The organism is Paenibacillus donghaensis, from assembly GCF_002192415.1.
Classification (GTDB): Bacteria; Bacillota; Bacilli; order Paenibacillales; family Paenibacillaceae; genus Paenibacillus_AQ; species Paenibacillus_AQ donghaensis.
This window is the reverse complement of the sequence record NZ_CP021780.1, coordinates 1,601,196-1,623,677: the sequence shown is the minus strand read 5'-3', so window position 1 is coordinate 1,623,677 and position 22,482 is coordinate 1,601,196. Positions and strand designations below refer to the sequence as shown.

General features: G+C 42.1%; 25 protein-coding genes and 1 pseudogene. 7 read left to right on the top strand and 19 right to left on the bottom strand.

The features are described from left to right. The first annotated feature begins 459 nt into the window (after positions 1–459). On the top strand, positions 460–792 hold the full coding sequence (locus B9T62_RS06780; RefSeq protein ID WP_245864369.1) for an ATP-binding cassette domain-containing protein: 333 nt from the start codon (positions 460–462) through the stop codon (positions 790–792). Further along, a complete protein-coding gene (locus B9T62_RS06775; protein WP_281257697.1) occupies positions 752–1,531 on the top strand; it encodes an ABC transporter permease in 780 nt (259 codons plus the stop codon). The genes B9T62_RS06780 and B9T62_RS06775 overlap by 41 nt, the downstream gene beginning before the upstream one ends. A 262-nt stretch (positions 1,532–1,793) precedes the next feature. Here the strand turns inward: B9T62_RS06775 and B9T62_RS06770 are convergent, their stop codons facing one another. From B9T62_RS06770 to B9T62_RS06745, 6 genes are all read right to left on the bottom strand, one after another. After that, on the bottom strand, positions 1,794–2,528 hold the full coding sequence (locus tag B9T62_RS06770) for an ABC transporter permease (RefSeq protein WP_087914569.1): 735 nt from the start codon (positions 2,526–2,528) through the stop codon (positions 1,794–1,796). 10 nt (positions 2,529–2,538) lie between these two features. Beyond that, positions 2,539–3,276 carry an ABC transporter permease gene (locus B9T62_RS06765; protein ID WP_087914568.1) on the bottom strand — a complete coding sequence of 246 codons (738 nt, stop codon included), beginning with the start codon at positions 3,274–3,276 and terminating at the stop codon, positions 2,539–2,541. After that, positions 3,269–4,192, bottom strand: a complete 924-nt coding sequence (locus tag B9T62_RS06760; RefSeq protein ID WP_087914567.1) for an ABC transporter ATP-binding protein — start codon at positions 4,190–4,192, stop codon at positions 3,269–3,271. Before B9T62_RS06760 ends, B9T62_RS06765 begins: the two co-directional genes overlap by 8 nt. 155 nt (positions 4,193–4,347) lie before the next feature. Then, positions 4,348–5,265 carry a sensor histidine kinase gene (locus B9T62_RS06755; RefSeq protein ID WP_169834341.1) on the bottom strand — a complete coding sequence of 306 codons (918 nt, stop codon included), beginning with the start codon at positions 5,263–5,265 and terminating at the stop codon, positions 4,348–4,350. An 8-nt stretch (positions 5,266–5,273) separates the two neighbouring features. Continuing rightward, positions 5,274–5,981, bottom strand: a complete 708-nt coding sequence (locus tag B9T62_RS06750) for a response regulator transcription factor (protein ID WP_087914566.1) — start codon at positions 5,979–5,981, stop codon at positions 5,274–5,276. Further along, on the bottom strand, positions 5,974–6,162 hold the full coding sequence (locus B9T62_RS06745) for a helix-turn-helix domain-containing protein (RefSeq protein ID WP_087914565.1): 189 nt from the start codon (positions 6,160–6,162) through the stop codon (positions 5,974–5,976). Before B9T62_RS06745 ends, B9T62_RS06750 begins: the two co-directional genes overlap by 8 nt. Positions 6,163–6,270: 108 nt before the next feature. Here B9T62_RS06745 and B9T62_RS06740 point away from each other — a divergent pair, with 108 nt between their 5' ends. Together B9T62_RS06740 and B9T62_RS41695 are read left to right on the top strand one after the other, a co-directional pair. After that, entirely contained in the window at positions 6,271–7,053 is a 783-nt protein-coding gene (locus B9T62_RS06740) for a transposase (protein ID WP_157685484.1), read from the top strand. Next, a complete protein-coding gene (locus B9T62_RS41695) occupies positions 7,044–7,247 on the top strand; it encodes a transposase (RefSeq protein WP_087914563.1) in 204 nt (67 codons plus the stop codon). The genes B9T62_RS06740 and B9T62_RS41695 overlap by 10 nt, the downstream gene beginning before the upstream one ends. Positions 7,248–7,706: 459 nt before the next feature. Here B9T62_RS41695 and B9T62_RS06730 read toward each other — a convergent pair whose 3' ends face one another. The 4 genes from B9T62_RS06730 to B9T62_RS06715 all read right to left on the bottom strand — a co-directional run bounded on the left by B9T62_RS06730 (position 7,707) and on the right by B9T62_RS06715 (position 12,031). Next, positions 7,707–8,057 (bottom strand): winged helix-turn-helix transcriptional regulator, encoded by a 351-nt coding sequence (locus B9T62_RS06730; RefSeq protein WP_211296418.1) that lies wholly within the window; start codon positions 8,055–8,057, stop codon positions 7,707–7,709. Between the two features lie 108 nt (positions 8,058–8,165). Continuing rightward, on the bottom strand, positions 8,166–9,863 hold the full coding sequence (locus B9T62_RS06725) for a methyl-accepting chemotaxis protein (protein ID WP_087914562.1): 1,698 nt from the start codon (positions 9,861–9,863) through the stop codon (positions 8,166–8,168). Further along, on the bottom strand, positions 9,860–11,173 hold the full coding sequence (locus B9T62_RS06720; protein WP_087914561.1) for an ABC transporter substrate-binding protein: 1,314 nt from the start codon (positions 11,171–11,173) through the stop codon (positions 9,860–9,862). The genes B9T62_RS06725 and B9T62_RS06720 overlap by 4 nt, the downstream gene beginning before the upstream one ends. A gap of 294 nt (positions 11,174–11,467) precedes the next feature. Beyond that, a complete protein-coding gene (locus tag B9T62_RS06715; RefSeq protein WP_157685483.1) occupies positions 11,468–12,031 on the bottom strand; it encodes a hypothetical protein in 564 nt (187 codons plus the stop codon). A gap of 219 nt (positions 12,032–12,250) precedes the next feature. Here B9T62_RS06715 and B9T62_RS06710 point away from each other — a divergent pair, with 219 nt between their 5' ends. After that, the gene (locus B9T62_RS06710) at positions 12,251–12,508 is read left to right on the top strand and encodes a helix-turn-helix domain-containing protein (RefSeq protein WP_087914559.1); all 258 of its coding nucleotides are present in this window, start codon (positions 12,251–12,253) and stop codon (positions 12,506–12,508) included. 352 nt (positions 12,509–12,860) lie between these two features. Here the strand turns inward: B9T62_RS06710 and B9T62_RS06705 are convergent, their stop codons facing one another. The 9 genes and pseudogenes from B9T62_RS06705 to B9T62_RS06665 all read right to left on the bottom strand — a co-directional run bounded on the left by B9T62_RS06705 (position 12,861) and on the right by B9T62_RS06665 (position 20,251). Further along, positions 12,861–13,061 carry a hypothetical protein gene (locus B9T62_RS06705; protein ID WP_087914558.1) on the bottom strand — a complete coding sequence of 67 codons (201 nt, stop codon included), beginning with the start codon at positions 13,059–13,061 and terminating at the stop codon, positions 12,861–12,863. Between the two features lie 167 nt (positions 13,062–13,228). Next, on the bottom strand, positions 13,229–13,681 hold the full coding sequence (locus tag B9T62_RS06700) for a restriction endonuclease (RefSeq protein WP_087914557.1): 453 nt from the start codon (positions 13,679–13,681) through the stop codon (positions 13,229–13,231). A 565-nt stretch (positions 13,682–14,246) separates the two neighbouring features. Further along, the gene (locus B9T62_RS06695) at positions 14,247–15,023 is read right to left on the bottom strand and encodes a formylglycine-generating enzyme family protein (RefSeq protein WP_076285082.1); all 777 of its coding nucleotides are present in this window, start codon (positions 15,021–15,023) and stop codon (positions 14,247–14,249) included. A gap of 169 nt (positions 15,024–15,192) precedes the next feature. Continuing rightward, a complete protein-coding gene (locus tag B9T62_RS06690) occupies positions 15,193–15,681 on the bottom strand; it encodes a CPBP family intramembrane glutamic endopeptidase (protein ID WP_087914556.1) in 489 nt (162 codons plus the stop codon). 87 nt (positions 15,682–15,768) lie between these two features. Then, positions 15,769–16,158, bottom strand: a complete 390-nt coding sequence (locus B9T62_RS06685) for a DUF8051 family protein (RefSeq protein WP_081382684.1) — start codon at positions 16,156–16,158, stop codon at positions 15,769–15,771. Between the two features lie 96 nt (positions 16,159–16,254). Then, positions 16,255–17,046 carry a helix-turn-helix domain-containing protein gene (locus tag B9T62_RS06680; protein ID WP_087914555.1) on the bottom strand — a complete coding sequence of 264 codons (792 nt, stop codon included), beginning with the start codon at positions 17,044–17,046 and terminating at the stop codon, positions 16,255–16,257. Between the two features lie 30 nt (positions 17,047–17,076). Further along, positions 17,077–18,246, bottom strand: a pseudogene (locus B9T62_RS06675) (MFS transporter). Next, positions 18,243–19,067, bottom strand: coding sequence for a MerR family transcriptional regulator (locus B9T62_RS06670; protein WP_087914554.1), 825 nt, complete (start codon positions 19,065–19,067; stop codon positions 18,243–18,245). The pseudogene B9T62_RS06675 and the gene B9T62_RS06670 overlap by 4 nt, the downstream one beginning before the upstream one ends. Positions 19,068–19,240: 173 nt before the next feature. Further along, positions 19,241–20,251, bottom strand: coding sequence for an alpha/beta fold hydrolase (locus tag B9T62_RS06665; RefSeq protein WP_087914553.1), 1,011 nt, complete (start codon positions 20,249–20,251; stop codon positions 19,241–19,243). 135 nt (positions 20,252–20,386) lie between these two features. Between B9T62_RS06665 and B9T62_RS06660 the strand changes: the two genes are divergently transcribed. After that, positions 20,387–21,295 carry a LysR family transcriptional regulator gene (locus tag B9T62_RS06660; RefSeq protein ID WP_087914552.1) on the top strand — a complete coding sequence of 303 codons (909 nt, stop codon included), beginning with the start codon at positions 20,387–20,389 and terminating at the stop codon, positions 21,293–21,295. Between the two features lie 190 nt (positions 21,296–21,485). Beyond that, entirely contained in the window at positions 21,486–22,337 is an 852-nt protein-coding gene (locus B9T62_RS06655) for an alpha/beta hydrolase (protein ID WP_087914551.1), read from the top strand. Positions 22,338–22,482: the final 145 nt, after the last annotated feature.

Genomic DNA, 22,482 nt, shown 5'->3' with positions numbered 1-22,482 from the left:
CCCTCAAAGACTCTTTCCAAATCTAGAAGTTGAAAGAGGCTGAACCTAATACCAAAAAATTTAGCCGTCACTTGTGACACGGTTCACCGCTTGTAGTTTGAACAATACTGTCACATCTCATCTATTCATTCAGAACCATCAATATTAAGCACTCCACATGTGTTGTCTGGGATATGGGGACATGTATCACTCCTATCAGCTACTGTCAGCTTTTTTGGGCGTTTCGTTCCCCGATCGGCTTGAATTCTTGTTCTTCTCCCGTTATAACCTTTTCAATCACACTTTCGAATACATTTCGATCATATTCAGAAAGGACAGTTGCTTTGCAAGTGGGATATAAGCTTTTTCTTGTTCCCGTTGTTTCCATTGGTTATAATAAAATCCCTCCACTTTAACACCAGCCCCTGCGCTGGTGTTATTTTGTTGATGCCAAAGCAAATACAGGAGGGATTCAATAACATGGAAACTACGATTAAGGTAGAAAACATGAGCAAGTCTTACGCCAAAGTCAAAGCGGTTGATCGACTCAATCTGGCGATTTGTCGTGGGGAAGTGTTCGGCCTGCTGGGCGCAAACGGCGCAGGCAAAAGCACCGCCATTGAATGTCTGTTAGGCACCAAGCAACAGGACAGCGGCACGGTGACCATATTGGGAATGAACCCGCAAATCGAACGAAAGAAACTGTTTGAGAAGGTCGGCGTTCAATTTCAAGAAGCCAATTACCAAGACAAAATCAGAGTGGGAGAACTTTGTGAGGTTACAGCATCCCTTTACAAGACCGCTGCGATATAAAGCTTTTAGAGCATTGCTCAAAACAGAATGCAAACTGTCGCTAAGAGGACTGGACATGTTCATCTTTGCAATCTGCATGCCTGTCGTCGCTGTGATCCTAATAGGGACGATTTTCCGGGATAAGCCGGCTTTCGATGGCGCAGCTTATACCTTCCTTGAGCAATCCTTTGGAGCACTGGCTACCATTGCGATCTGCGCCGGGGGCGTATCGGGCCTTCCTCTGGTAGTATCCGATTACCGAAACAGAAGGATACTGAAACGCTTCAAGGTAACGCCGACCAGTCCCGCTCTCATCTTGGCCGTACAGGTTGTCATTTATGCGATCTATTCCATCGTTTCGCTTATCCTGGTTTATTGGACCGCAACGATTTTCTTTGGTTATCAATTTCAGGGTTCATGGCTTTCATTTGCAGGCGCATACTTGTTGGTCATGCTGTCCATGTTCAGCATCGGACTGCTGGTGGGCGGACTTGCGCCCAACATGAAAACAGCAAGCGCTGTAGCCAGCCTGCTCTATTTTCCCATGCTGATTTTTTCCGGGGCGACCTTGCCTTATGAGATTATGCCCGCGCCGCTTAAAAACGCTGCCGATCTATTGCCGCTTACACAGGGTATTAAGATGTTGAAGGCTGCTTCGCTTGGCATACCCATAGATAGTGTCATCGTTCCCGTAATCGTCATGATTGTACTTGCACTGCTGTGCTTTGGGCTGTGTCTTCGTTTTTTCAAATGGGAATGAGGGAATATGTTTCGTGTAGAGCCGAAATTATGGCATTGAAACGGTGAAACAGTAAGTTGCAATGTTACAACCGCCATGATTAGGCATAAGCCACTAATCCCGGCCCAGCTTGCCAACCCACTCCTCTATCTGTTCTATTACCCCTTTAGGAGGGTCATTGTTGAATTTCCATTCGGTATAGCAGTGTAACATACCAAAGAGCAGTAGAAATATAATCAGTATAATCATTTTCTTCATTTTCTTCATTTTGAGATGACCTACTCTAACCTTTCTCACTATGCTTTAGACCTTTCAATATAAAGGCAGAAAGGCAGCCGCAAAGTAGTAAGCTAATGCAGCTAAGTATTACTTGACTTGTTGATGCGTCATAGTAGCCAGCAAGAGTAAATACAGCCGTAATGGGATAAAACGCTTTTAGGAAATTTGACATACTCATAAATAGTCCGGCAAAAGAATAAATTTCAGCAAATAATAACGCAAGCCAATACCCCTTTTTTATACGCGATACAAAAGCAATAATGGGTGAGATAGCAAGGAATATACCTAAGCCGTCCAGAAAATATGCTTTCAGAAAACCTAAAACCATTTCTACTGACAAATCGGAAAAATGTAAGATGGCCTCAACCAAAAATGTGATAGCAAAGAGCAGCAAGTAAAGGAGTATGCTGAACACGAAAGTAACAATCATTTTTGCAGCGGTTAAGTTCGCTTCATTTACAGGAATAAGCCGCAGAGATTTTATAGTGTCCTCTTGCTCTTCACGACAAATTATATAACTACCCAAAAGGGCAATGACCGCAGGAAGAACAAAAAAAGTTGCCCATGGTTGAGCCATAGTCATATACCAGCCTGCATTGTCTATATTCCGAGAGCTATCATATACATCCCGCCCTCCTAAAAAGACAATAACCGCTACCATAACTGTTGCAAAAACTGCAATCCAAACAATATTTGAACGGCGAATCTTTTGACGTTCCGCCCAAAGCAATTTTTTCATGGTTCACATCTCACTTTCTTCTTCCCAATGCGATAATTGCAAGTAATACTGCAACAATAACCCAAACGCAAATACAAAGTAATGCTAAAGGAATGTTGATTGCTTGTGTAAATACTAGACCCGGAATATCTCCATTTCGCATAACAATAACTGCCATACTAGTTAATGGGTGTAGATACATATTTACCGTCATTAAAATAAAACCGAGAAAGACATAGACCAATGTTATAGAAACTGGGAGAATGTATCCTTTTTGCGACGCAGCTATTGCCAAAATCGGCAGCATTACAAAAGAAGTAATAACACCAATCTCTAAACATTTTTTCAGCAAATTTAAAACACTTCCCCAATCAAATGCGACATATCCGGGAAGTACACTGAACATAACAGAAGCAACGGCTGTAATCAGCATGAAACAAATGGAGTAAAGCAAAACTACAAAAAATTTACTAAAAAAGTATCCCATTTTGCTGATAGGCACAATCCAAAGTTGTTTGAGCATATCGTGCTGGTTTTCCTCGTACATAAGCATGGTGCAAAGTGTTCCCAAAACAACAGGCAAGATAAACCAAAGCGTAAAACCAAACGCTGACCATTTATAAAACTGTAATGGATCACCACCTGTTTCTTTCACATATTTGAAATATAATAGTGCAAAAAACGGCATAAAGAGGGCGGCTAACAACATTAGCCAGACAAATTTCCTCCGGCGCAGTTTTAGGAATTCTATTTGAATAAGTCTAAGCAATGCCTTCTCCTCCTGTAATTTTTTTGAAATAGTCCTCTAAGGTGTCATTACAAAGCCCCGAACTGATAACGGTTATATTCTGCGTCACAAGGGCTTTATTGATTTCACCCATATCCAGAGCGGTGTCATAAAGCCGTAAAGTATGGTCGTCTTGAACAGAATAATCTTTTAAGTGAAATTGACGTTCTAAAATCAGTGACGCTTTTGGAATGTCTGAAACTTGCAGCAGGATATATTTACGGTTTTTCTTTTCCATTTCGCTCATGCTACTTTCTTCCAAAAGAACTCCGTGGTCGATGATTCCAATATCATCAGCCAATAATGAAATTTCCGAAAGAATATGACTGGAAATAAGAATTGTCTTTCCTCGCTCAACGCTCAAATTCTTAATAAAATTTCTTACTTCTGCAATGCCGATAGGGTCAAGACCGTTTGTAGGTTCGTCCAAAATCAGCAATTCCGGGTCATGCAAAATAGCGTTCGCAATACCAAGACGCTGCTTCATTCCAAGAGAATATTTACTAAACAGCTTTTTGTCTTTATAAGGTAATCCTACTACTTTCAATGCGTTTTCAACTGCGTGTGGCGCGGCTGTACCACGCAGCTTCGCAAAAATCTCCAAGTTTTCCGTTCCTGTCAAATTTGGATAAAATCCCGGTGTTTCGATAATAGCACCGATACGGGGATATACTCGTTTTTCCCGGCCTTTGATATTCTTTCCGAACACATCTACCTCGCCGGAAGTGATTGAGGTCAACCCTAAAATCATTTTCATAATAGTGGTTTTTCCGGCTCCGTTGCGTCCTAACAGACCGTAAATCCGGCCTTTTTTTACATGGAGATTGACCGAGCTAACGGCTGTCTGCTCTCCGTAAATTTTTGTCAGTTGTTTCGTTTCAATCACAAAATCATTCATATAGAATTTCCTCACTTTCAATAATGTGCTTTCGCAATGTGATAACCGATACAATGGCAGAAACAATCACAATTAAAGTATAAAACATTAACCTTGCCAAAACCTTGCCGTAATCTTGCTTTTATCTTGTTTTAATAGCAAGAAAGCCCTGCACTTTACAGGGCTTTAGGAAGTAATATTGTAAATATGGTTTCCGTACCGGGAGTGCTATCGACAGTGATAGTTCCTTTATGAACGCTGACAAGTTCCTTAGCAATAGCCAAACCTAAACCATTTCCTTTTGCAAACCGTGAGTGGTCACATTGGTACATTCTTTCAAAAATATGTGGGAGGTTATCAGAAGATATACCTTTCCCGTTGTCTGTTATTACAATTTTGGCCTGATGTTCATTCTCAAAAATACGCAGCGCCATATTATCCCCCCCACTGTGGGTAATAATATTTTGTAATAGATTATTGAGAATACGGGTATACGCAGTTGCGTCTATGCGCATGGAATACTCTGTTTCAGGTATGTCAAATTCATATTCAAAATGGCTGTTTTCTAAAATAGGAATCCAATCAGCTATTATATTACGGGATAACTCATTCAAATCAAAAATCTCAAAACGAAAAATTTGTTCCCCGGAATCTAATTTAACCCATTCAAACAGATTTTCTACAAAATGTTTTAAGTTCTGGGCTTTATCAGACGCAACATGGATATATTCGTCCTTTTCTTCTCCTACAACAAGTTTACTTTCGATTGCTTCCAAATAACCAACCAAAGAAGCAAGTGGAGTTTTCACATCATGGGAAAGACTTGCCATTAACCGTTTGTATGCCTGTTCTGATTGCTTTTGCTGAATAAGCCGTGATTGGCTGTTGATTGCAATTTCGTTAATACCATAACAAATTTTCCTTGTCATATCGCTCTCCATTGCTAAAACACGTCGATTAAGGTTTCCATTTTTTATATCTTCTAAAGCGTCTTTCATAAGTGCAAGCTGTGTTTGGACACGCCGTAAGACAGAAATAAGGTACGCTATAATAAGCAGGGCAAGAACCAACGCAAAAAGCAGATAAACACTCATATTTATTGTCAAGCCTCCTTATTAAAACGATAGCCTACACCTCGGACTGTTAAAATATAAAATGGATGGTCGGGGTCTGGTTCAATCTTTTTGCGCAATTTACTGATGAAAGACATAATGTTACTATCGTCAAAGGCATATTCTTCTTCCCACACTTGCGTATAAATCTGTTTTTTGGTAAATACCCGGCCTTTATTAGAAGATAGAAACAAAAGCAAATCAAACTCTTTGCCTGTAAGCTCAACTGAAATATCATTGACAGAAACCATACGGTTTGCTTTATCAATGACCATTCCTTTCAGCACCATGTACTCCGTATCTATTTCCGTCGTAGGGTTTAAGGTGGTATAGCGGCGGATAAGAGAATTGACACGAGCCATCAGCTCGTTAATACTGAACGGTTTTGTCAAATAATCATCAGCACCAAGCCGCAGCCCGGAAACTTTATCTTCCTCATCGCTTTTAGCGGTGAGCATAAGCACCGGAATATTACTTGTTTCCCTGATTTTTTTCAGAACTTGAAAACCGTCTATATCCGGCATCATTACGTCCAAAATCACAAGAGAAAGAGAGCAGTTATTTTTATTTTCGTCGGCCAGACGCAGCCCCTCCACACCGCCATGTGCAATAATAGCAGATAAATTCTCTTGCTCTACGCATTTTTTCATAAGAGCGCAAAGCTCTTTGTCATCGTCTATAATCAAAACATTATTCATGTTGCAGCTCCTTTCCTCTCTTTATTCTGCCGTCAATCGGTTTTTCCGCGTCCTTTGGTATCAGCCACATATAACCGAGTTTTGAAACTCCCGGTATGCGGTTTTCTTCGCAAAGTTTTTGTGCGCGCCGTTCTGAAATGCCCCATTTTTTTGCGGCTTCGGGAGCTGAAATATATTCCATAACTTGACCATCCTTTCGTTTGCAAACAATATCACTATATATTATATACGGACAGCCGAATAATATTAATATGCAAGCACAATAAAGGCTCTATACGAAACATAGTGCTTGAAATTCAAAATCTATATTCAAGCCTGTCCCGTTTGCTGCTCCGATGAATTCGTCATTCGTAAAGGCAGCAACTGCACACGTAGAATTGGTAATTGTAGTGCTAGCGACAGAAAGGTATATCTGCTTGCTCCTGCGATCCGGCTGTTCTGCAACGCCTGCCGCTGTGGTTTTGTTTGGCAATGTGCTTTTGTTGCTTCAGGTAACCGGTACAGCACGACCTTCGAGATGCAAGCGATTCGTACGGCAACTGCTGCTACCGTGCGGCAAAGTGCCGACATCCACCGACTTCCAGCCACAACCCTTCAAACCAAGCAGCAAAAATGGCTGGCAGCAGAAAGTGACCGCCTACAGGAGCAAGCCTGGGAGGATGCGACCTGCAGTGCGAATCTCGTTCTGGGAGTTGATGATTTCGCGATTCGGAAAGGTCACACGTACAATACAGGAATCCATAACTTAAGGGGCCAAACGCTGCTCGATATTATACCAGGTCGTAAGTGGAGGAACTTCGAGCGTATGCCAGTCAACATCCGGCATTTTTGTCCTTACGTCCGAAAGCCGTGGTCATGGATTTGGCTCCGTACTACCATGCTTGGATCGCGGAATGTTTTCCGGAAGCGATTCGAATTGCAGATCGGTTTCCTTCCACCTGAAAAACAGCTGGAACTAAAAGAGTTACTGGACTACTCTCCATTGCTCAGACAGGTCTACGACTGGAATAGGAAAGCTTTGGCCATTGGTACGACTGTTCACCGGATGCAAGAACAGCAAGTATCTGGTTAGACCGTTGGCTCGAGCAAGGGAAAGGCTTGCGGCATCCGGCTATAGCCGTTTGCATGAAAACCATTGGGAACTGGAGGCAAGAGATCATTAATTACCATCGTTGCCGATGGACCAACGCTGCGGTTGAAGGAAGGAATAACCGAATGAAAGCCTTTCAGCGCAGACACTATTTTACCCGTAACCGAGCAAAATAATTAGATAGAATAGTATTCGTGTTTTTTACAGAAACCTTTATAAAACAAGAAAATTCACCCTTTTGCGAGAATTACATGTGATTTTTAGCTGTGTCAATAAACAAGAATTATCACTCCATATAACTAAAAAAGAGCGCCTAATTAAAGACGCTCCGTACACTTTACTACATGTCTACACACTCGACGTCAAAACCAAGGTCCAGCACGACCGAAACCTCAATTGTTTCCTTCAGAACCTTATTTTTGAAATCGGCGCCATCCTTCGTAAATGTCATAAACGGCGCAAAGTGCCCAAAACAAAGGATTTCTACGTATCTATTCGTTGCATTCCTACTACGGCCTCCACATGTGTTGAGTTAGGAAACACAATATCATCGGTCAAATCTGGTTGACACCGGAAGCGCCCGAAGTGCCTGAGTTTGCTAAACATTCTATTCGTCTCCTTCTCAAGTTTTGGTGTCACTCATCAAGGTCCACACTATTCTCCTTTCCCCATGTACACAACATTTCCAGCACAGGCATCAACGTGAAGCCTTTAGGCGACAATGCATATTCAACCTTCGGCGGAACTTGCGGATATTCCGTGCGAATAAGCAGGTTATCCGCTTCTAGTTCTTTCAAATGGGAACTCAGCATCTTATGAGTGACGTTTCCCAACGCCCGCTTCAGCTCGCCGTAGCGAAGAATTTCTTTTTTCCATATCCAGAACAAAATATGCATCTTCCATTTGCCATCAATTAAAGAGATTGCATAAGAAAATGGTGCAACATTCACATCTTCCAGAATCCCTTCCTGCTTGTTCAATTCCACTCTCTCCTTTTAGATAGTATCTATCTTAGATACGCATCACCTTACACACTATAACGGCTAAATTAAGAGGCATCCATTAATGGATGCCTCGCAATCTTTATATCTCTATTAGACTGAAAACTTCGAAATACTTTCCTGAAGCTCTTGAGCCAGCTCGGACAGCATTCTTGAAGCTGCTGCTATTTCCTCCACACTGGCCAATTGCTCTTGTGCCGAAGCGGATACGTCATAGGTTCCCTCAGAGGAGGCCAAGGTGATTCTATTAATCTGTTCAAAGGCTACTACCAGTTCATGGGTTTCGTGCGACATTTCTTGGGAAGCATCGGAGACGCCTCTTATCTGTTCATTGATTTCTTGGATAGAACCTTCTATTTCAGCAAAGGATTGACCGGCAGTTTGGACGGCATAAATGCCGACCTCCACTTCCTTCTCCCCTTGGCTGACCATTGCAAGGGTCCGGCTTGTCTCCGATTGAATCGAGTGAATGACCTCAGATACGCGTTTCCCGGATTCAGCAGTCTTCTCCGCTAGCTTGCGTACCTCACTGGCAACTACCGCAAAGCCCCGCCCATGCTCGCCTGCTCTCGCCGCTTCAATCGCCGCGTTCAGAGATAGAAGGTTCGTCTGGTTCGCTATATCCGTAATAATCGCAATAATGTCTCCGATTTCTCTGGAGCTTTCGGCCAAGGCACTGACCACGATTGAAACCTCGCTTACATTTTTTGATACAGCGGACATTTGGTGAATTGCTGATTCAACCGCCTGAATCCCTTTGGAGGCTAGCTCGGATGCTACATCCACAGATTCCTTGACATGAATGGAACGATCAGCAATTTGCGCAGCCTCTCCATCCATCTTCTGAACAAGCGCAACGCTGGCTTCGATGCTGTTCACCTGCGTCTGCGCTCCTTCGGCTAATTTTTCTGTAATCGACGCAACATGCTCCGTAGCTTGTCCCGTTTGTTCCGCGCTGGCTGTCAGCTCTTCCGATGAGGCGGCAACCTGCTCCGCATTTGTGCCCACCTCCCGGATCAGCTCCCGCAAATGCTTGCCCATGTTGTTGAAGGCTTCTGCCAATTGACCAATCTCATCCTTATTCTTAATCTCCACCAAGGTATTTCGTAAATCCCCTCCGGCAATTTGAACGGCCATCTTCTGGAGCTTCTGGATTGGATTCGAAATTGCTCTGCTGATAATAATCGAAGCCAGAACTCCCAAGATCAGAGCGGAAGCTGTCAAAGCAAGGACCAGCTTCTTAATGTCAGAGACCTCCCCGAGAGTCGCCTCGGCTTCCATACTCAGTTCCTCCTCCTGAAGCTTTACAAAACGTTCCGCGGTACTGCTAAATTTGTTTAGGAGAGGACCCTGAGTTTTGAGGGTCTCCAGATAATCACTGTTATTCCGCTTCTTGCTGTCGATGATTTGCATAGCCGTACTGCTGTAATGTTCCTGAAGGAGATCTAGGCCGGCAAGGATTTGTTTATCATCACGATCGGGTACTAGTAATTTCAGCTGCCCGAGAGCGGTACGGAAATTCTCCTGCGCTTCCTCAAAGGCAGCCACATTCGCTTCATCTCCATCAATCAAAAAACTGCTGATACTTGCTCTTTCCATCTCCACTGCAATTCGCAAATCTTTAATCAGTTGGACCGACTGGGCTTTATTCGTCAGCAGTTGAGTGTAAGTATCATTGACCTTGGAAAGGTAAGAGTAGCTGGTGAAGGCTACTACAAGCAGGAGGATCAAGATCAATCCGAACCCGCCATATAATTTTTTTGTAATTGTCAGGTTGCCGAGTCTGCTCATTTCGCTCCCCCCTTCTCATTGCCCTTCAGAATGGAGTCAGCTTCTGTCCGATATTCCTGCGCCCCTTGTTCCGGGGTGATACTGCCGTCTAGCACACGATCACTTATGATCTGATACGCATTGTTGATAATGATTGAGCTACTTGGAACAGGAGGATCGATCGGCGATGAATGGGTAGTGAGATACTCCATCAGTTCATACTGTTGTTTCCCCGCTTCTTCGAGTTTGTCAGAGAGACTTGCAGCTATTACACTAGAGACAGGAACTCCCCGTTCCCCCTTCAGGATGTCATTTGCCGCTTCACTATTGATGAAGAAATCAATGAATTTGGCAGCTTCTTCCGGATATTTAGAATAGGAAGAAACTGCGAGGAACATGGATGGTTTAATGAACCGTCCTTCTTTCTCCCCCGCTTTCGGAAGCGGCAACAGCTTGATGGTACGTCCCGCCTTGTTACTCAAGACTGAGGCTGCATTACTGGAAACGGAGAAGAAAGCTGTCTTGCCCGTAATTACAGGATGATTCTCATCACTGCTGACTCCCTTGAACGAGCCTATCAAGCCTTCATCCGTCCATTGTTTATAGAGGGCGAAGTAATCCGCCAGATCCTTGTCTTCTTCATAACCAAGAGCCGTTCCGTCCGCATTATACATGGATACGCCTCTTGTTCTCAGAAAATAGCTTGCAGCAAACATATTCCCCATCGGATAGAAATCGGGGTCATCTATAGTTTCTTTTAGTTCTATAAGTGTCTTGTACAGCTCATCTATTGTATAGTCCTGAGAGGGGGCTTCAATGCCCGCTTCCTGAAAGAATGCCGGATCATAGACTAGAGCTTCTGAATTAATGCCGATATTTACCGCATATAATTCATCGTTCTTCATGCCTGCAACCAGGTACTCCGGAGGAACGTTCGATACGGAAAGACTCTTATTCGCAATATAGGGTCCAAGCGGCTCAATGAGATCCCGATTAATATAATTGAAAATAAAACCATAATCCCCCTGGATGATATCTGCGGTATTCTGATCCGCCGTCTCCATAGCCAGTTGAGCAGATACTGCATCTGTACCCGAGAAATCCTCAGTCACAATCTTGACGCCCGGATGATCCTTCATGTACATATTAATTATCTTGAGCGTATCCTCTTTCCGTTGCTCTTTCCCCCACCAAATAAACTTCAGTGTAATTTCCTGTTCTACAGCCTTTTCCTTGGTTGTGCCACTGGAGCTACTGCACCCTACAATTCCTGTAAGGACCAGAAGACCCACCAATACCTTCAATACCCCCAAAGCCTTACTTGTCCCCATAAAAAAACCACCGCCCGATCTATCTAATGATGTCGAATATACAAATATTTTGTAGTAATTTGTATATTTAACAACTAATTTCTTTATCGGATTATGTCGCGGATTTATGAACACAAATCGAGTAATACATTACATGGAATGTTAAAATATATCCCTCTCACAATCCCCTTCATCAAGGTCCGGCTGCTTGCTGTATCAGCAAACGCAAAAACAGATTTTAAACGCAGGATTTTAAATGACCGACGACAACCCCTAGCTCATGCACACGGGTATGATACGAATCCAATAGCAGGCTTATCTACTGAATTCTGCCGTCTGCTCCGCGAACATCTTCAGCAACTCGTCCACATCTAGCTCATACCGCAGCGTCGCCTGTAGAATCACATCCAGTGCGGGCAGCACTTCTTCGGGATTCTCCCGTAGAAAGTCAGTATAGGTAGTCAGCACCTCCACCCGGCCAGACAGAAGCTCAAGCGCATATCCGTTCGCTTGGGCCAGAAATCGGAACTCCTCTACAACCTCCACCCAGTCCTCACCTAGATCCTCCAGCCATCCCATCTCGGCATACTTATCAATGCAAGCACGCGCTTCCTCATACTTCCCCTTCTCCTGATAAGCCATTCCCCGAATCAGATGACTGAATCCGTAATAATAGACCAGCGGATGCCCCAGCTCGATTGTCAACAGTGGCAGAGACTTAGCCTTTCGATACTGCTGCTCCTGATACAAGCACTGCACGCATTCGTACAAAATCTCCGATGTCTCAATCACCTTGTCCCACTTCTCCAAGCGGCAAGCCATCTCTACCATCTCCACAATAACATCGAGGTTTAGTGATTTTAGAAAGGATGGGCGCACGGGTAGAGCCTCCTTTAGGCTATAAGAATATTTTTTATTTTTTGAGGGTACGTTATCTGTAAGCTATGTTTTGGGCCGAGTAACTTTGGATAATCGAGATACTACCAAGAAGTGCAGAAACGACATCAAAATATGTATATATTTTACTTTTTGTTGAATACTTTATCTGTTGTGACCATTATATCAGATTGATAATGGACTTAAAAGGGGTTATTTTCCTTGAGTGATCCGTCCAATATCATTAAGCAAATTATCGGAAAAACTGTTAAAGCGATACGCATCAAACAAGGACTAAGCCAAGAAGATCTAGCGCACGAATGCAATGTCGACCGATCCTATATTTCCATGATTGAGGTTGGCAGAAACGAGCCTTCCGTCACGAAAATATTTGATCTCTGCAAAGGACTGAAGATCAAGCCGTCTGACTTTTTTAAGCTGATTGAGATCGAATATGAGAAAGCGCGGGAGAGCGAGTGAACGTGAATAAGAGCGGGGCATGAAGCTGTTAGCTTGTGTTCCGCTCTTATCGTTTTTATGGGACACATGTTGTAAATCATAGGTTAATCTATGCTTGTTGTACGGCAAAATGCTTCCATACAAATAAGGAACAGTCTAACATTAATGAACCTGTCCCTTAACGATACCAGCCTTATAAGCAGTGTGACGTTATTAATTTAAGTTCTTATATCTTTATGACGCAGACTTAAAACGACTGCATTTTGCTTACTTTCACTGAGTCGATATCTGTCTCATTAAGTAGTGGTACTGATTATAATTAATTGTCTTTAGTCGATAAGCTCGCACTATCATTGCAGTACAATCAAAGTTGTCAGGATATTAGCAATTTCAATAGGAACTTGCAGAGTGTGTTGTTCGGATCACAAAGAATGTCCCTCGTGAATTGCTCCAGTTCCGCCTCTTCATCCAGTTTTGCCACGTTTCTCATAATCTCATCGTTTATAGTTCCAGCGGGAATTTTGATAACCTCATATAATTCATCAATCTCATGTATTTTTATTAATCTTCTCATATCATTTCGTTCTCCAAACGGATAAAGACGCTAGTGCATATCCTTTGTTTTCATTGCCGATCGTGCTTATTCAACCACATACTCGTCCATTAACTCGTCATGATTCATTATATATGACAGAACTTGACCATTTTTTTGGTTAAGAGCAAAAGGGATTAATAAAAATCCTACGTCCTGATGTTTTGTGATGGATAGAAGTAAGTTGGAAGATCATCAAGTGTCATCAATACTATTCCTGTTCCATTTGCATATGTACTAGCTCCAGACTGATACCCGGATGCTGAAACCATAATCCCCATTAAATTATCTATATCAAGGATTTTTGATTTGAATTCGCCTACTTTCCCCTTATCTACTGGTCGCCTATGGTTTTTACATTCAATAGCTACTCGGTGTTTAACAATTGCTTTTGTGAATTCATAGTACACGTCGAACTGATGAGAGGCCCCCGTCTTTCCCAGAATGGTAACGTTTTTTGAAATTAGTACAGTTTTATCTTCAAGTCTTAAAATAGCGGAGTAAACCTCATGCACAAAAGTTTCAAATGTTATACCTTTATTAACCATAGATGTCGTCTCACTCAGATTATAAATTGCTTCGAATACTCTTTTGATGTTCATAGCAGTAGATCCTTTTATTGAATGGTTTTGATTGCGACAAACAATATTCTTTAACTTTCTCCGTCATTGGCTTACCACATGCTGCACAAACATATAGATCACCGTCAGATGACCGCTGCGATTGCCTTATAGGTTCGGCAACATTTTGAGACACAATAATCTACAATACATACCAAGATATTACAATATCATTTCGACAAGGACAACATGATAGAGAATATATTATTCGGAAAGAGAGCTTGAATGTGAATTGGGAGTGGAATTATGAAAATGCTGGACTTATCGTTCCAACATCCCACATAAAGCAAAAAAGATAAACATTCTGAGGAAATGAGTGTTCATCCTGTTCTAAAGAAGGCCTGATTTTTATCTATTCAATGATTTAACCTTACGATTATCCTACAAGTTAACCAATCATTGTGTAGTACGATAAAAACTTCGCAGAAGCCTGTTTAAGCACCGTTCCGGCCAAAGAGTGACCTACCCTGCTCCTATAGTCGGCATGTTTTTCTGCAAAAAACTTGCCCGATACGGTTCTCTGCGCTGTCAGTAAGGGCAAGTTTCGTTAATCTATTCGTGCTCCGAATGCTATTCTAAAACCAAGGTCATCTATCTTGAAATCAGGCATGCTTTTCCTTCTAACCGTAGAACCACAGTTGTTTTCAACTTCTGCCCAACTCCCGCCTCGGAAGACCCTATAGTTGCCATATCGGTCTGTATCATAGAGATCCCAGCACCATTCCCAAACATTCCCGATCATATCGTAAAGTCCCCATGGATTAGAAAGCATTTTCCCAACTTCCTGGGCTGAACCGTTGGAATTTTCCTTATACCACGCAATCTTATCGATTCTTTCATACCGATATCCCTTGGTTCCCGCTTTGCATGCATACTGCCATTCAGCGTCCGATAGTAATCGAAATCCATTCGCTTCTTTGTTATATATTGTGCTCTCACTTTCCCTTGTTATTGTGTAGCATTCAGTTCTGTCAAGCACTCTAGATAATTTGTTACAAAAGACAAGAGTATCTAGCCACGAAACTTGCGTAATTGGCAGGTTACTCGCATCAGGTTCTACTTCTTCTTCATCCATGATAAAATGATACAACTGCCGTGTTACTGGATACTTCATTACATAGAAAGGTTCAATTGTTTCATTCAATAAAATAACCTTTCTATCACTTCCTCTTCCAGGGTCTGATAACGTGTAGTTAGAACTAAGCCATTTATTCGTATTAATATAATCGCGTAATTCAACAACCCCACCCTCAATCCGTACCATCATATTCATTATATCTTTGATAAAACCTTCACTGTTATTTCCGTACTGTCCTAATGTCATATGAAGTCCCCCGTTCACTCCAATATTTTCTCCATAGTCTACATCCACCAATCTGCATCTAGAGTACGTAAATTTATTCTCTTAGTAGTGATGCTTTGATTACTAGTTCATAGCCGAATTGGCATTCAGAACCTTCGAACCGCCGCGGTCTAAGGGATTACGGCACGGTTTACAATAACATCACTAAAGCTATTACATCTGTAAAGTTAGCCAAACAATGTACAAATATTCCCAATTTCAAAGAATCTTTTTTGTATACCAAATAAAATAGTGGTAAAAATGCTACAATTCTTGCGACTATTAGCCAAGGAGACCAGAAATGATAAACCGCAAATAATGCGAGATTGACCAGTACACTATACTTGCCCATCCATTTCATACGAGCCAGTAGAAATCCTCGAAAATAGAGTTCCTCCGTTATGGGTAGTATAAGTGTAATAATGAAAAAGCTTGCTACTATTGCAATTATGATATAGTTTTCACTGAATAGGCTCATGTCCTGGACATAATTGTACTCACTTGGAAGCCAATGAAATACTGAAACGGATCGGCTACTGCTGAATGATACAGCAAGCACATGGAGCATCGGAAAAAGTGCCGTAAATGCGCAGAGGATGAGGAACAACCCATTCAGAATACGAGCAATCTTTTTTACCATAGCCCTCCCTCCATCAGCGAACGCTATTACTCATATTTCGCAAGGCTTCTAAAAATTTTGCCCTACTTGTGATACGGGCTCTCGTCCTCATGAACCGATATGCCCAATCGCCGTCACAAAGAGGAAGAGGAAGACAGCCATCGATCCATTAATGATTTCAAAAAGTATAAGTGGCTTAGACATTTTAGTCGGTGATTTTGGAAAAATACCAGCTAAATCGATAATGTACACGATAAAGTATAAAACAGCGATAATTTTCGTGATGAAAATCGCATTAGGATGTGCAATCAACAAGAGATAACACGTGATAAACGACATAACACCAAGTAAGATAAGAAACAGATTAAATCCCCAAAATACAACCCCTTTTAATTTTGAAAAATCTCTATTCTCAATCGGCCCTCCCGGAACCAATATCGCCAACAACATTACATTAAAAAACACTAGTAAACTTGCTATGATCATAATATCCTGCATCGTTATTCCTTCCTCTCATCTGTTAGTGTCTCAAGATTAGCAGGAAGGAATAACAGTGTATTGTAAAAAATCAGCATCTATATGATCTGGCGTTCATCACTTCTGACCATGCCAGACATATCGAAGGGTTAATTCATGTGGAAGTTTCTCTAACTCTTTGACGGTTTTGCCTGCAAACTTTTTGAATGTTTTGATGAGGTGAGACTGATCATAGTAACGATACTGCATCTCCTCCCTCAATCTTTCATCCTCAACATGTTTTCTAAACTTCACAATATCCCCATACGTCTTTGGGGTAAGCCCGACATGCCTTTTGAAGAAACGCTCTAACGTACTTACTGAAATGCAAAAAAATTTTGCCATACGCACAATGTTCAAGTTTTCATACTCTCGTTCTACATAAGTAAGCATTTCCTCTATGCGGCCAGTATCCTTCTTATTCAACATCATCTTATCGAGTAAATAATGATTGATTGCTGTGATATTTTGTTCCACATCTTTAAATCTCATCATCCGGTACAGTTCATCTAGATCAGGGTCCACATCGGTGGCTTGTAGGATTCGCTCTTCCAATTCGAGGCCGGGCACTTGAAACAAGTGTATAAATCCTAACGGAGTTAATGAAATCCCGATTTGATACAACTGTTGTCCATATCGAACATATTTCGCGCTTTTCATTTGACCAATCACAACCGTATTGGGGATCACCACTTCCTGATCTTCTCTTACCAGACTGTAAGCAGACCCGTAATTGAAAATGATATTGATATACCCCAGCGGCATAATAATATCTTCTCTGTTGTCATTAGCGAGAAAGTCAAAGTCTACTACCCAGATATAGTCCACTATCCTATGTAAGCTATTTATTGGTTCAAAGGTTCGAATCATCGCATGTATCTCCTTACGAATTTTTCGCCATTACTTATGAGACGTTTGACCGCAACCTCTATTTGCATGATTTCCGACATGACTATTCATCTTCGTGAACAGCAGGAGGGCCAGCAGTAAAGCTATACTTACAACTGCAAGTCCTAACCAATTCAAGTGGAGAATGGAGGAATGGCTAATTACAAGGCCACCCAAACCAGAGCCAAGCGCAAATCCAAACTGAATAAAAGAGGTGTTCACACTTAAGGCAATATCAGGTGAATGGGGCACTAAGGTGACAAGATTTAATTGTTGAGCCGGCGAAATGCTCCAAGTCGCCAGCATCCAGATCATTAAGACACCGATTAACAATACCAGATTGTTACCAACAAGAGATAAAAAGAGAAACATGACTACTTGCAAGGTTAGCCCCAGGAAAATGGTCGATTTTGGCCCTTTCGAATCTGCCAATAATCCCCCACTCTCGAACCAACGAAACTGCAAACCCCAGCAAGAAATAAGATTCCACTAATTTCGGTCATCGAAAGAGGTGATGTCGCCTGGAGAAACAGCGTAATGTAGGTAAACAATGTTGAATAGCCACCGATATAAAGCAAGGTGATGACTAAGGCTACCAGAATTCTTTTGTCTTTTAATATAGAGAGCTGCATCCCAATGGTAACGGCTTCTTTTTCTTTAATGGCAGGAACTTTCTTATAGATTACGAGCAGTGGAAAAATAGTTATAAACCCCATCCAAATAAACAAGGATTTCCAGCCAAGCCAATCACTAAAGTAAGTGCCGATGGGAACACCGAATACGAGTGAACTGCTGAGGCCCATTAAAATAATACCGATGGCGTTGCCCCTTTTTTCCTTAACTGCCAGCCTAGTCGACACCGCCACTTAACCCTTGCAAAATGCGAGAAACAAGTACGGCCTCAAAGGTAGAGCTGAACAATGTTAACCAATTACTAAGGATGAACACACTAAGTGCACTCATTAATACTTTCTTACGGTCCATATTAATGGTCGTTGCAATTAAAATTTGGGCACCAATGGCAGCTGAGAGAGCAAACGCAGTCACTAATAATCCTGCGACCGAAGTAGAAACCTTCAAGTCTAACGCAATCATTTCGATGACTCCTGTAATAATATATTCAATGGTTCCGATCAAGAAAACAGCCAGAGCCAGAATATAGATCACTGTACTATTTTTCAATCCTCTCCACCACCTTTTATCGGAATTTGAATTTCTATCAATTGGATATCTTGTTCCGTGGGGAGCGGCAAATAAATCTCTCTGCCAGGTTGATCCTCTTTGATTTGATAACCATTGTTCTCGATCCATGTGGCTAAATCCACACAAGCGGTACAAGCAAAGGCTGAATCTGAGTGGAAGGTCAGTGTCGCCATTAATTCTGGGGGAAGAGAACGAATTTGAAGTTCATCAGGAAGTACTGACAGTTCGCCCTTTAAAAAATGGCCTACTTCAAATTCAAACTCATCCACGTTTTCATCCAATTCACTCCATATAACGATTTTGGGACTCTCCACCAGATTCAGGTTTTCTTTTCTTATCCATTGATTAAACGTTCGAAAAAGTCCCGGAATATCCTGTTCCTTACCGCGTGCTTTAAGTGAAAGAAATAGCTTATGTTCTACTGCTTTAATCACGACTTCCTGCTCTCTCTCCACACATCCCTCTTTCTCGATCAGCTGCATACGCTCCTTAATTCGAGTGAGTTTGGCTTGCTCAGTGTCGATGACCTGCTGAATTTCACTTCTTTTCAGGTTGAACATGCCTCGAATTTGTTCTAACGTAATGTCTTCATTTAGAAGCTCAATAATTTGTGGCAATGTAAAACCTAATTCCTTATACATAAAGATTCGGTTCAGCTCGAGGATTTGGTCAGCTGAATAATATCGATATCCTGTGTCCTGGTCAACGGTTCTTGGTTTTAACATGCCAATGTGGTCATAGTATCGCAATGCTTTTAAGGAAACCTTGCTTAACCTGGAAAATTCACTGATTTTGAACAAAATTTCGCCTCCAATCTAGATGATATTCAGAGTATAAAGCTTCCTGTGCAGGGGAAAGTCAAGCAGATTAACAAGCAGAGGACACGGCTCAGCAGAGGGAATCGACAGATAAAATGAAAACAAGGACGATTTCATAAACGAAAACGTCCCTGTTATTTTGCAACATCCTGACCTTATTCCAGTAAAAATTGTTTTAGCTGTGTGTCTATGAATAATGAATCTGGTTCATGCTGTCCAATCCCGGAACAGTGCCCCCATTTGGACTCAATTGGGAGAAAGATTGCGTTATGCATATGATGAGTCTCATACTCATTATCTTCAGGAGGAAAGAAAAGATCCGTACTCCCCGGCATGACAAGCGCTCGAGATGTTATCTTGCTTAGCGCAAGCTCAAAATCTCCTTGATACCGTTGATTTGCGCTAATATCTCCATGTATCCCTGTACGCAGCATGGTAATCAGGTCATTGGCATCGAAGGTTAGGAATACTTCATCCCAATAATCTACGAGATACTCTTCGAGCGTAAGGTAACCTTCCTGCTGAAATAGCTGCTCCAGATAATAAGCCTGAGAGAACCCCCATGCGGCATAAACCCGCCCCATTGCAGCTAATCCTGCCTTGGGCTGTTCGGTATAAAAGCCTTGCTTCCAAGCAGAATCAGCCTGAAGGGCTGCGATAAGTCCTTCAAAAACAACCTTCGCATGTGGCCGGGTCTTGGCCGTTCCTCCGAATGGAGCGATCCGATCCACCATATCAGGATAGCTTGCTCCCCATTGAAAGGTTTGTACGGCCCCGAGTGACCAGCCGACGACTAAAGCAATTTTGTTAATACCGAACTTCTGAGTTACTAGCTGATGCTGGAGTCGCACATTGTCATAGATCGTAACCTCTGGAAAGTTGGCCCGGTCATAAGGAGGGGGCGTGTTGCTCGGTGATGAGGACAACCCGTTGCCAAGCATATTCGGTACGATGATAAAATACTTATTCGGATCCAATGCCTTATCCGGTCCGATCAACCATTCATTATCGGCATGCTGACCTGCAAACCAGGTAGGATAAACAATCACATTATTTTTGGCTGCATTCAACGTCCCATAGGTTTTGTAGGCGAGAAACGCTTGAGGAAGTATTTCTCCGGATTGCAGTGTGATATCCCCAAGCTTAAAAATCTCATAATCTCTCAAGTAATCTTCTCCTCTCCGTATTCAAAGGTGGGCAATGAATTTCTTGTCATCACTTTAAGGCAATGCTATTGTTAAGTCAAAGAAACGTTTTTGAATAAAACGTTCATTTTTTTTGAACAAAAGGAGGACAGTACGATGGAATTGCGTCAACTTAAAACGTTTCATACCCTGGCCTCTACCCTCAATTTTAGCCGCGCAGCGGAAGCGCAGAACTACGTCCCCTCAACCATTACGATGCAGATGAAAGCATTAGAGGATGAGCTTGGGGTCAAGCTGGTCGATCGAATGGGGAAAAAGGTGGCGCTGACCGATGCGGGCAGAAGCTTTCTGGCTTATGTGGATCACATTTTGAGTGACCTGGAAGAGGCGCAGCATGCCGTCAAGCAAACGGGTGAAATGACAGGTACGCTAACTATAAGTGCGGATGATACCTTGTGTACGTACCGAATTCCGGCAGTGCTTAAGCGATTTCGCTTGCGCTATCCGGGAGTCCGGTTGATGTTTCGCCCGCTCTCGGAGCCAAACCTGAAGCAAAGCTTGCGGGAAGGCAGTGCAGACATTATTTTTGTGCTGGATGAGATCAAGGGAGAGGCAGGACTTTGTGGGGAAAAGGTGCTTGACGAGACCTTCTATTTATTGGTTGCACCAGAGCATCGGCTTGCTTCGCAGACAGCTTTGACGGTTGAGGACTTTAATGGCGAGACCTTCCTACTAACGGAGCAGGGGTGCTCCTATCGGATGTTTTTTGAGCGGAGTCTTTCCCAGAAGGCGATGGGAAGCATTACAGAATTAGAGTTTAATAGTGCGGAGGCGATTAAGCAATGTGCCAAAATGGGGATGGGTATCGCCATTTTGCCTGAAATGGCTGTAGCAGCAGAGGTGAATCGGGGAGAACTGATTCCGCTACCCTGGGATTTGACAGCCGTATCCTTTGCAACGCAAATGTTCTGGCATGAAGAGAAATGGATCTCGCCCGCGATTGATGCCTTTATAAATTTAACCAGAGAGACGTTCTCGAACCATCTGCCGGATTGTGGTGAATGATCCGTTTCTTGCTATCGTTTATCCACCAAAAGCCTTACGCTATAACGACTAAAGTATGCTAACATAATATTTATTACAAGTCACAATATTTGAGGTGATCAGAATGTTAGAACGTTCCATGGAGAATGTAATGGAATCCGTAAAAGGAAGGAGTGATGTCTAAAATTAAAAAGAAAAGAGGACGATTACATTGAATAAATACCTTAATATAAATAGCGATGGATTTGAACTGAATTATAGTGTAAAAGGAACTGGGATACCTATTTTGGTGATAGGCAGCAGCGTTTATTACCCTCAACTATTCTCAGAAAATTTATATGATACATTCCAGTTTATTTTCCTTGATCATAGAGGATTTGTGAAACCACCCCGAACTCTGCAACCCGAAGATTATAGATTGGACAAAGTATTAGATGATATAGAGACGGCAAGGCAGGATCTTAACTTAACAAATTTCATCCTATTAGGGCATTCAGGACATGCTTTCATGGCTTTAGAATATGCTAAAAAATATCCCCACCATGTCCAAAAAGTTGTCTTATTGAATTCAGCACCTACAAATAGCAAAGAAAGACAGCGTCAAAGTTTTGCATTTTTTAATGAGACAGCAAGTCCAGAGAGAAAAAGACAGTTCGAGATGGATACTGCTTTGTTAGAAAGTGACATTCAGAAAGATCCTGAACGACGATTCGTTCACATGTGTATACGGATGGGAGCCCAAAGCTTTTATGACTATACATTTGACGCAGCTTACATGTGGGAAGATGTATATACGAATATGCCAATTATCGATCATCTGTGGGGAGAAGCATTCGGAGAACTGAATCTTATACAATCACTCGCTAAATTCAACAAACCAGTATTTATCGGTTTAGGCAGGTATGATTATTTGGTAGCGCCTGTTTCACTTTGGAATTCTGTTGATGAGACCTATGAGCACGTAAAAAAAGTGATCTTTGAGCATAGTGGTCACAATCCGATGTTTGAAGAACCTCGAACCTTTGACAAAGAGCTAAGCAAGTGGATTCTTGAGGGCAATTGAGACTTTCCTTTGTATATCGAAAAACACTAAGTTGATTCTTAGTGTTTTTTTATTTCCTGCCTCTTTGGTTTTCCCGAATGAGTTTTACCACTGTGTCTAACTATTAAGACAGATGGTTTGGGATGAGTATCTCTTGAATCTATGT

What these genes read in the sequence shown, in the direction of transcription:
- B9T62_RS06660 (WP_087914552.1), top strand. Translation starts at nt 20,387, where the DNA reads ATGGAATTGCGTCAACTTAAAACGTTTCATACCCTGGCCTCTACCCTC.
- B9T62_RS06700 (WP_087914557.1), bottom strand. Translation starts at nt 13,681, where the DNA reads ATGAACATCAAAAGAGTATTCGAAGCAATTTATAATCTGAGTGAGACG.
- B9T62_RS06745 (WP_087914565.1), bottom strand. Translation starts at nt 6,162, where the DNA reads ATGGAATATATTTCAGCTCCCGAAGCCGCAAAAAAATGGGGCATTTCA.
- B9T62_RS06705 (WP_087914558.1), bottom strand. Translation starts at nt 13,061, where the DNA reads ATGAGAAGATTAATAAAAATACATGAGATTGATGAATTATATGAGGTT.
- B9T62_RS06680 (WP_087914555.1), bottom strand. Translation starts at nt 17,046, where the DNA reads ATGATTCGAACCTTTGAACCAATAAATAGCTTACATAGGATAGTGGAC.
- B9T62_RS06720 (WP_087914561.1), bottom strand. Translation starts at nt 11,173, where the DNA reads ATGGGGACAAGTAAGGCTTTGGGGGTATTGAAGGTATTGGTGGGTCTT.
- B9T62_RS06725 (WP_087914562.1), bottom strand. Translation starts at nt 9,863, where the DNA reads ATGAGCAGACTCGGCAACCTGACAATTACAAAAAAATTATATGGCGGG.
- B9T62_RS06760 (WP_087914567.1), bottom strand. Translation starts at nt 4,192, where the DNA reads ATGAATGATTTTGTGATTGAAACGAAACAACTGACAAAAATTTACGGA.
- B9T62_RS06770 (WP_087914569.1), bottom strand. Translation starts at nt 2,528, where the DNA reads ATGAAAAAATTGCTTTGGGCGGAACGTCAAAAGATTCGCCGTTCAAAT.
- B9T62_RS06755 (WP_169834341.1), bottom strand. Translation starts at nt 5,265, where the DNA reads ATGAGTGTTTATCTGCTTTTTGCGTTGGTTCTTGCCCTGCTTATTATA.
- B9T62_RS06750 (WP_087914566.1), bottom strand. Translation starts at nt 5,981, where the DNA reads ATGAATAATGTTTTGATTATAGACGATGACAAAGAGCTTTGCGCTCTT.
- B9T62_RS06780 (WP_245864369.1), top strand. Translation starts at nt 460, where the DNA reads ATGGAAACTACGATTAAGGTAGAAAACATGAGCAAGTCTTACGCCAAA.
- B9T62_RS06690 (WP_087914556.1), bottom strand. Translation starts at nt 15,681, where the DNA reads ATGGTAAAAAAGATTGCTCGTATTCTGAATGGGTTGTTCCTCATCCTC.
- B9T62_RS06695 (WP_076285082.1), bottom strand. Translation starts at nt 15,023, where the DNA reads ATGACATTAGGACAGTACGGAAATAACAGTGAAGGTTTTATCAAAGAT.
- B9T62_RS06685 (WP_081382684.1), bottom strand. Translation starts at nt 16,158, where the DNA reads ATGCAGGATATTATGATCATAGCAAGTTTACTAGTGTTTTTTAATGTA.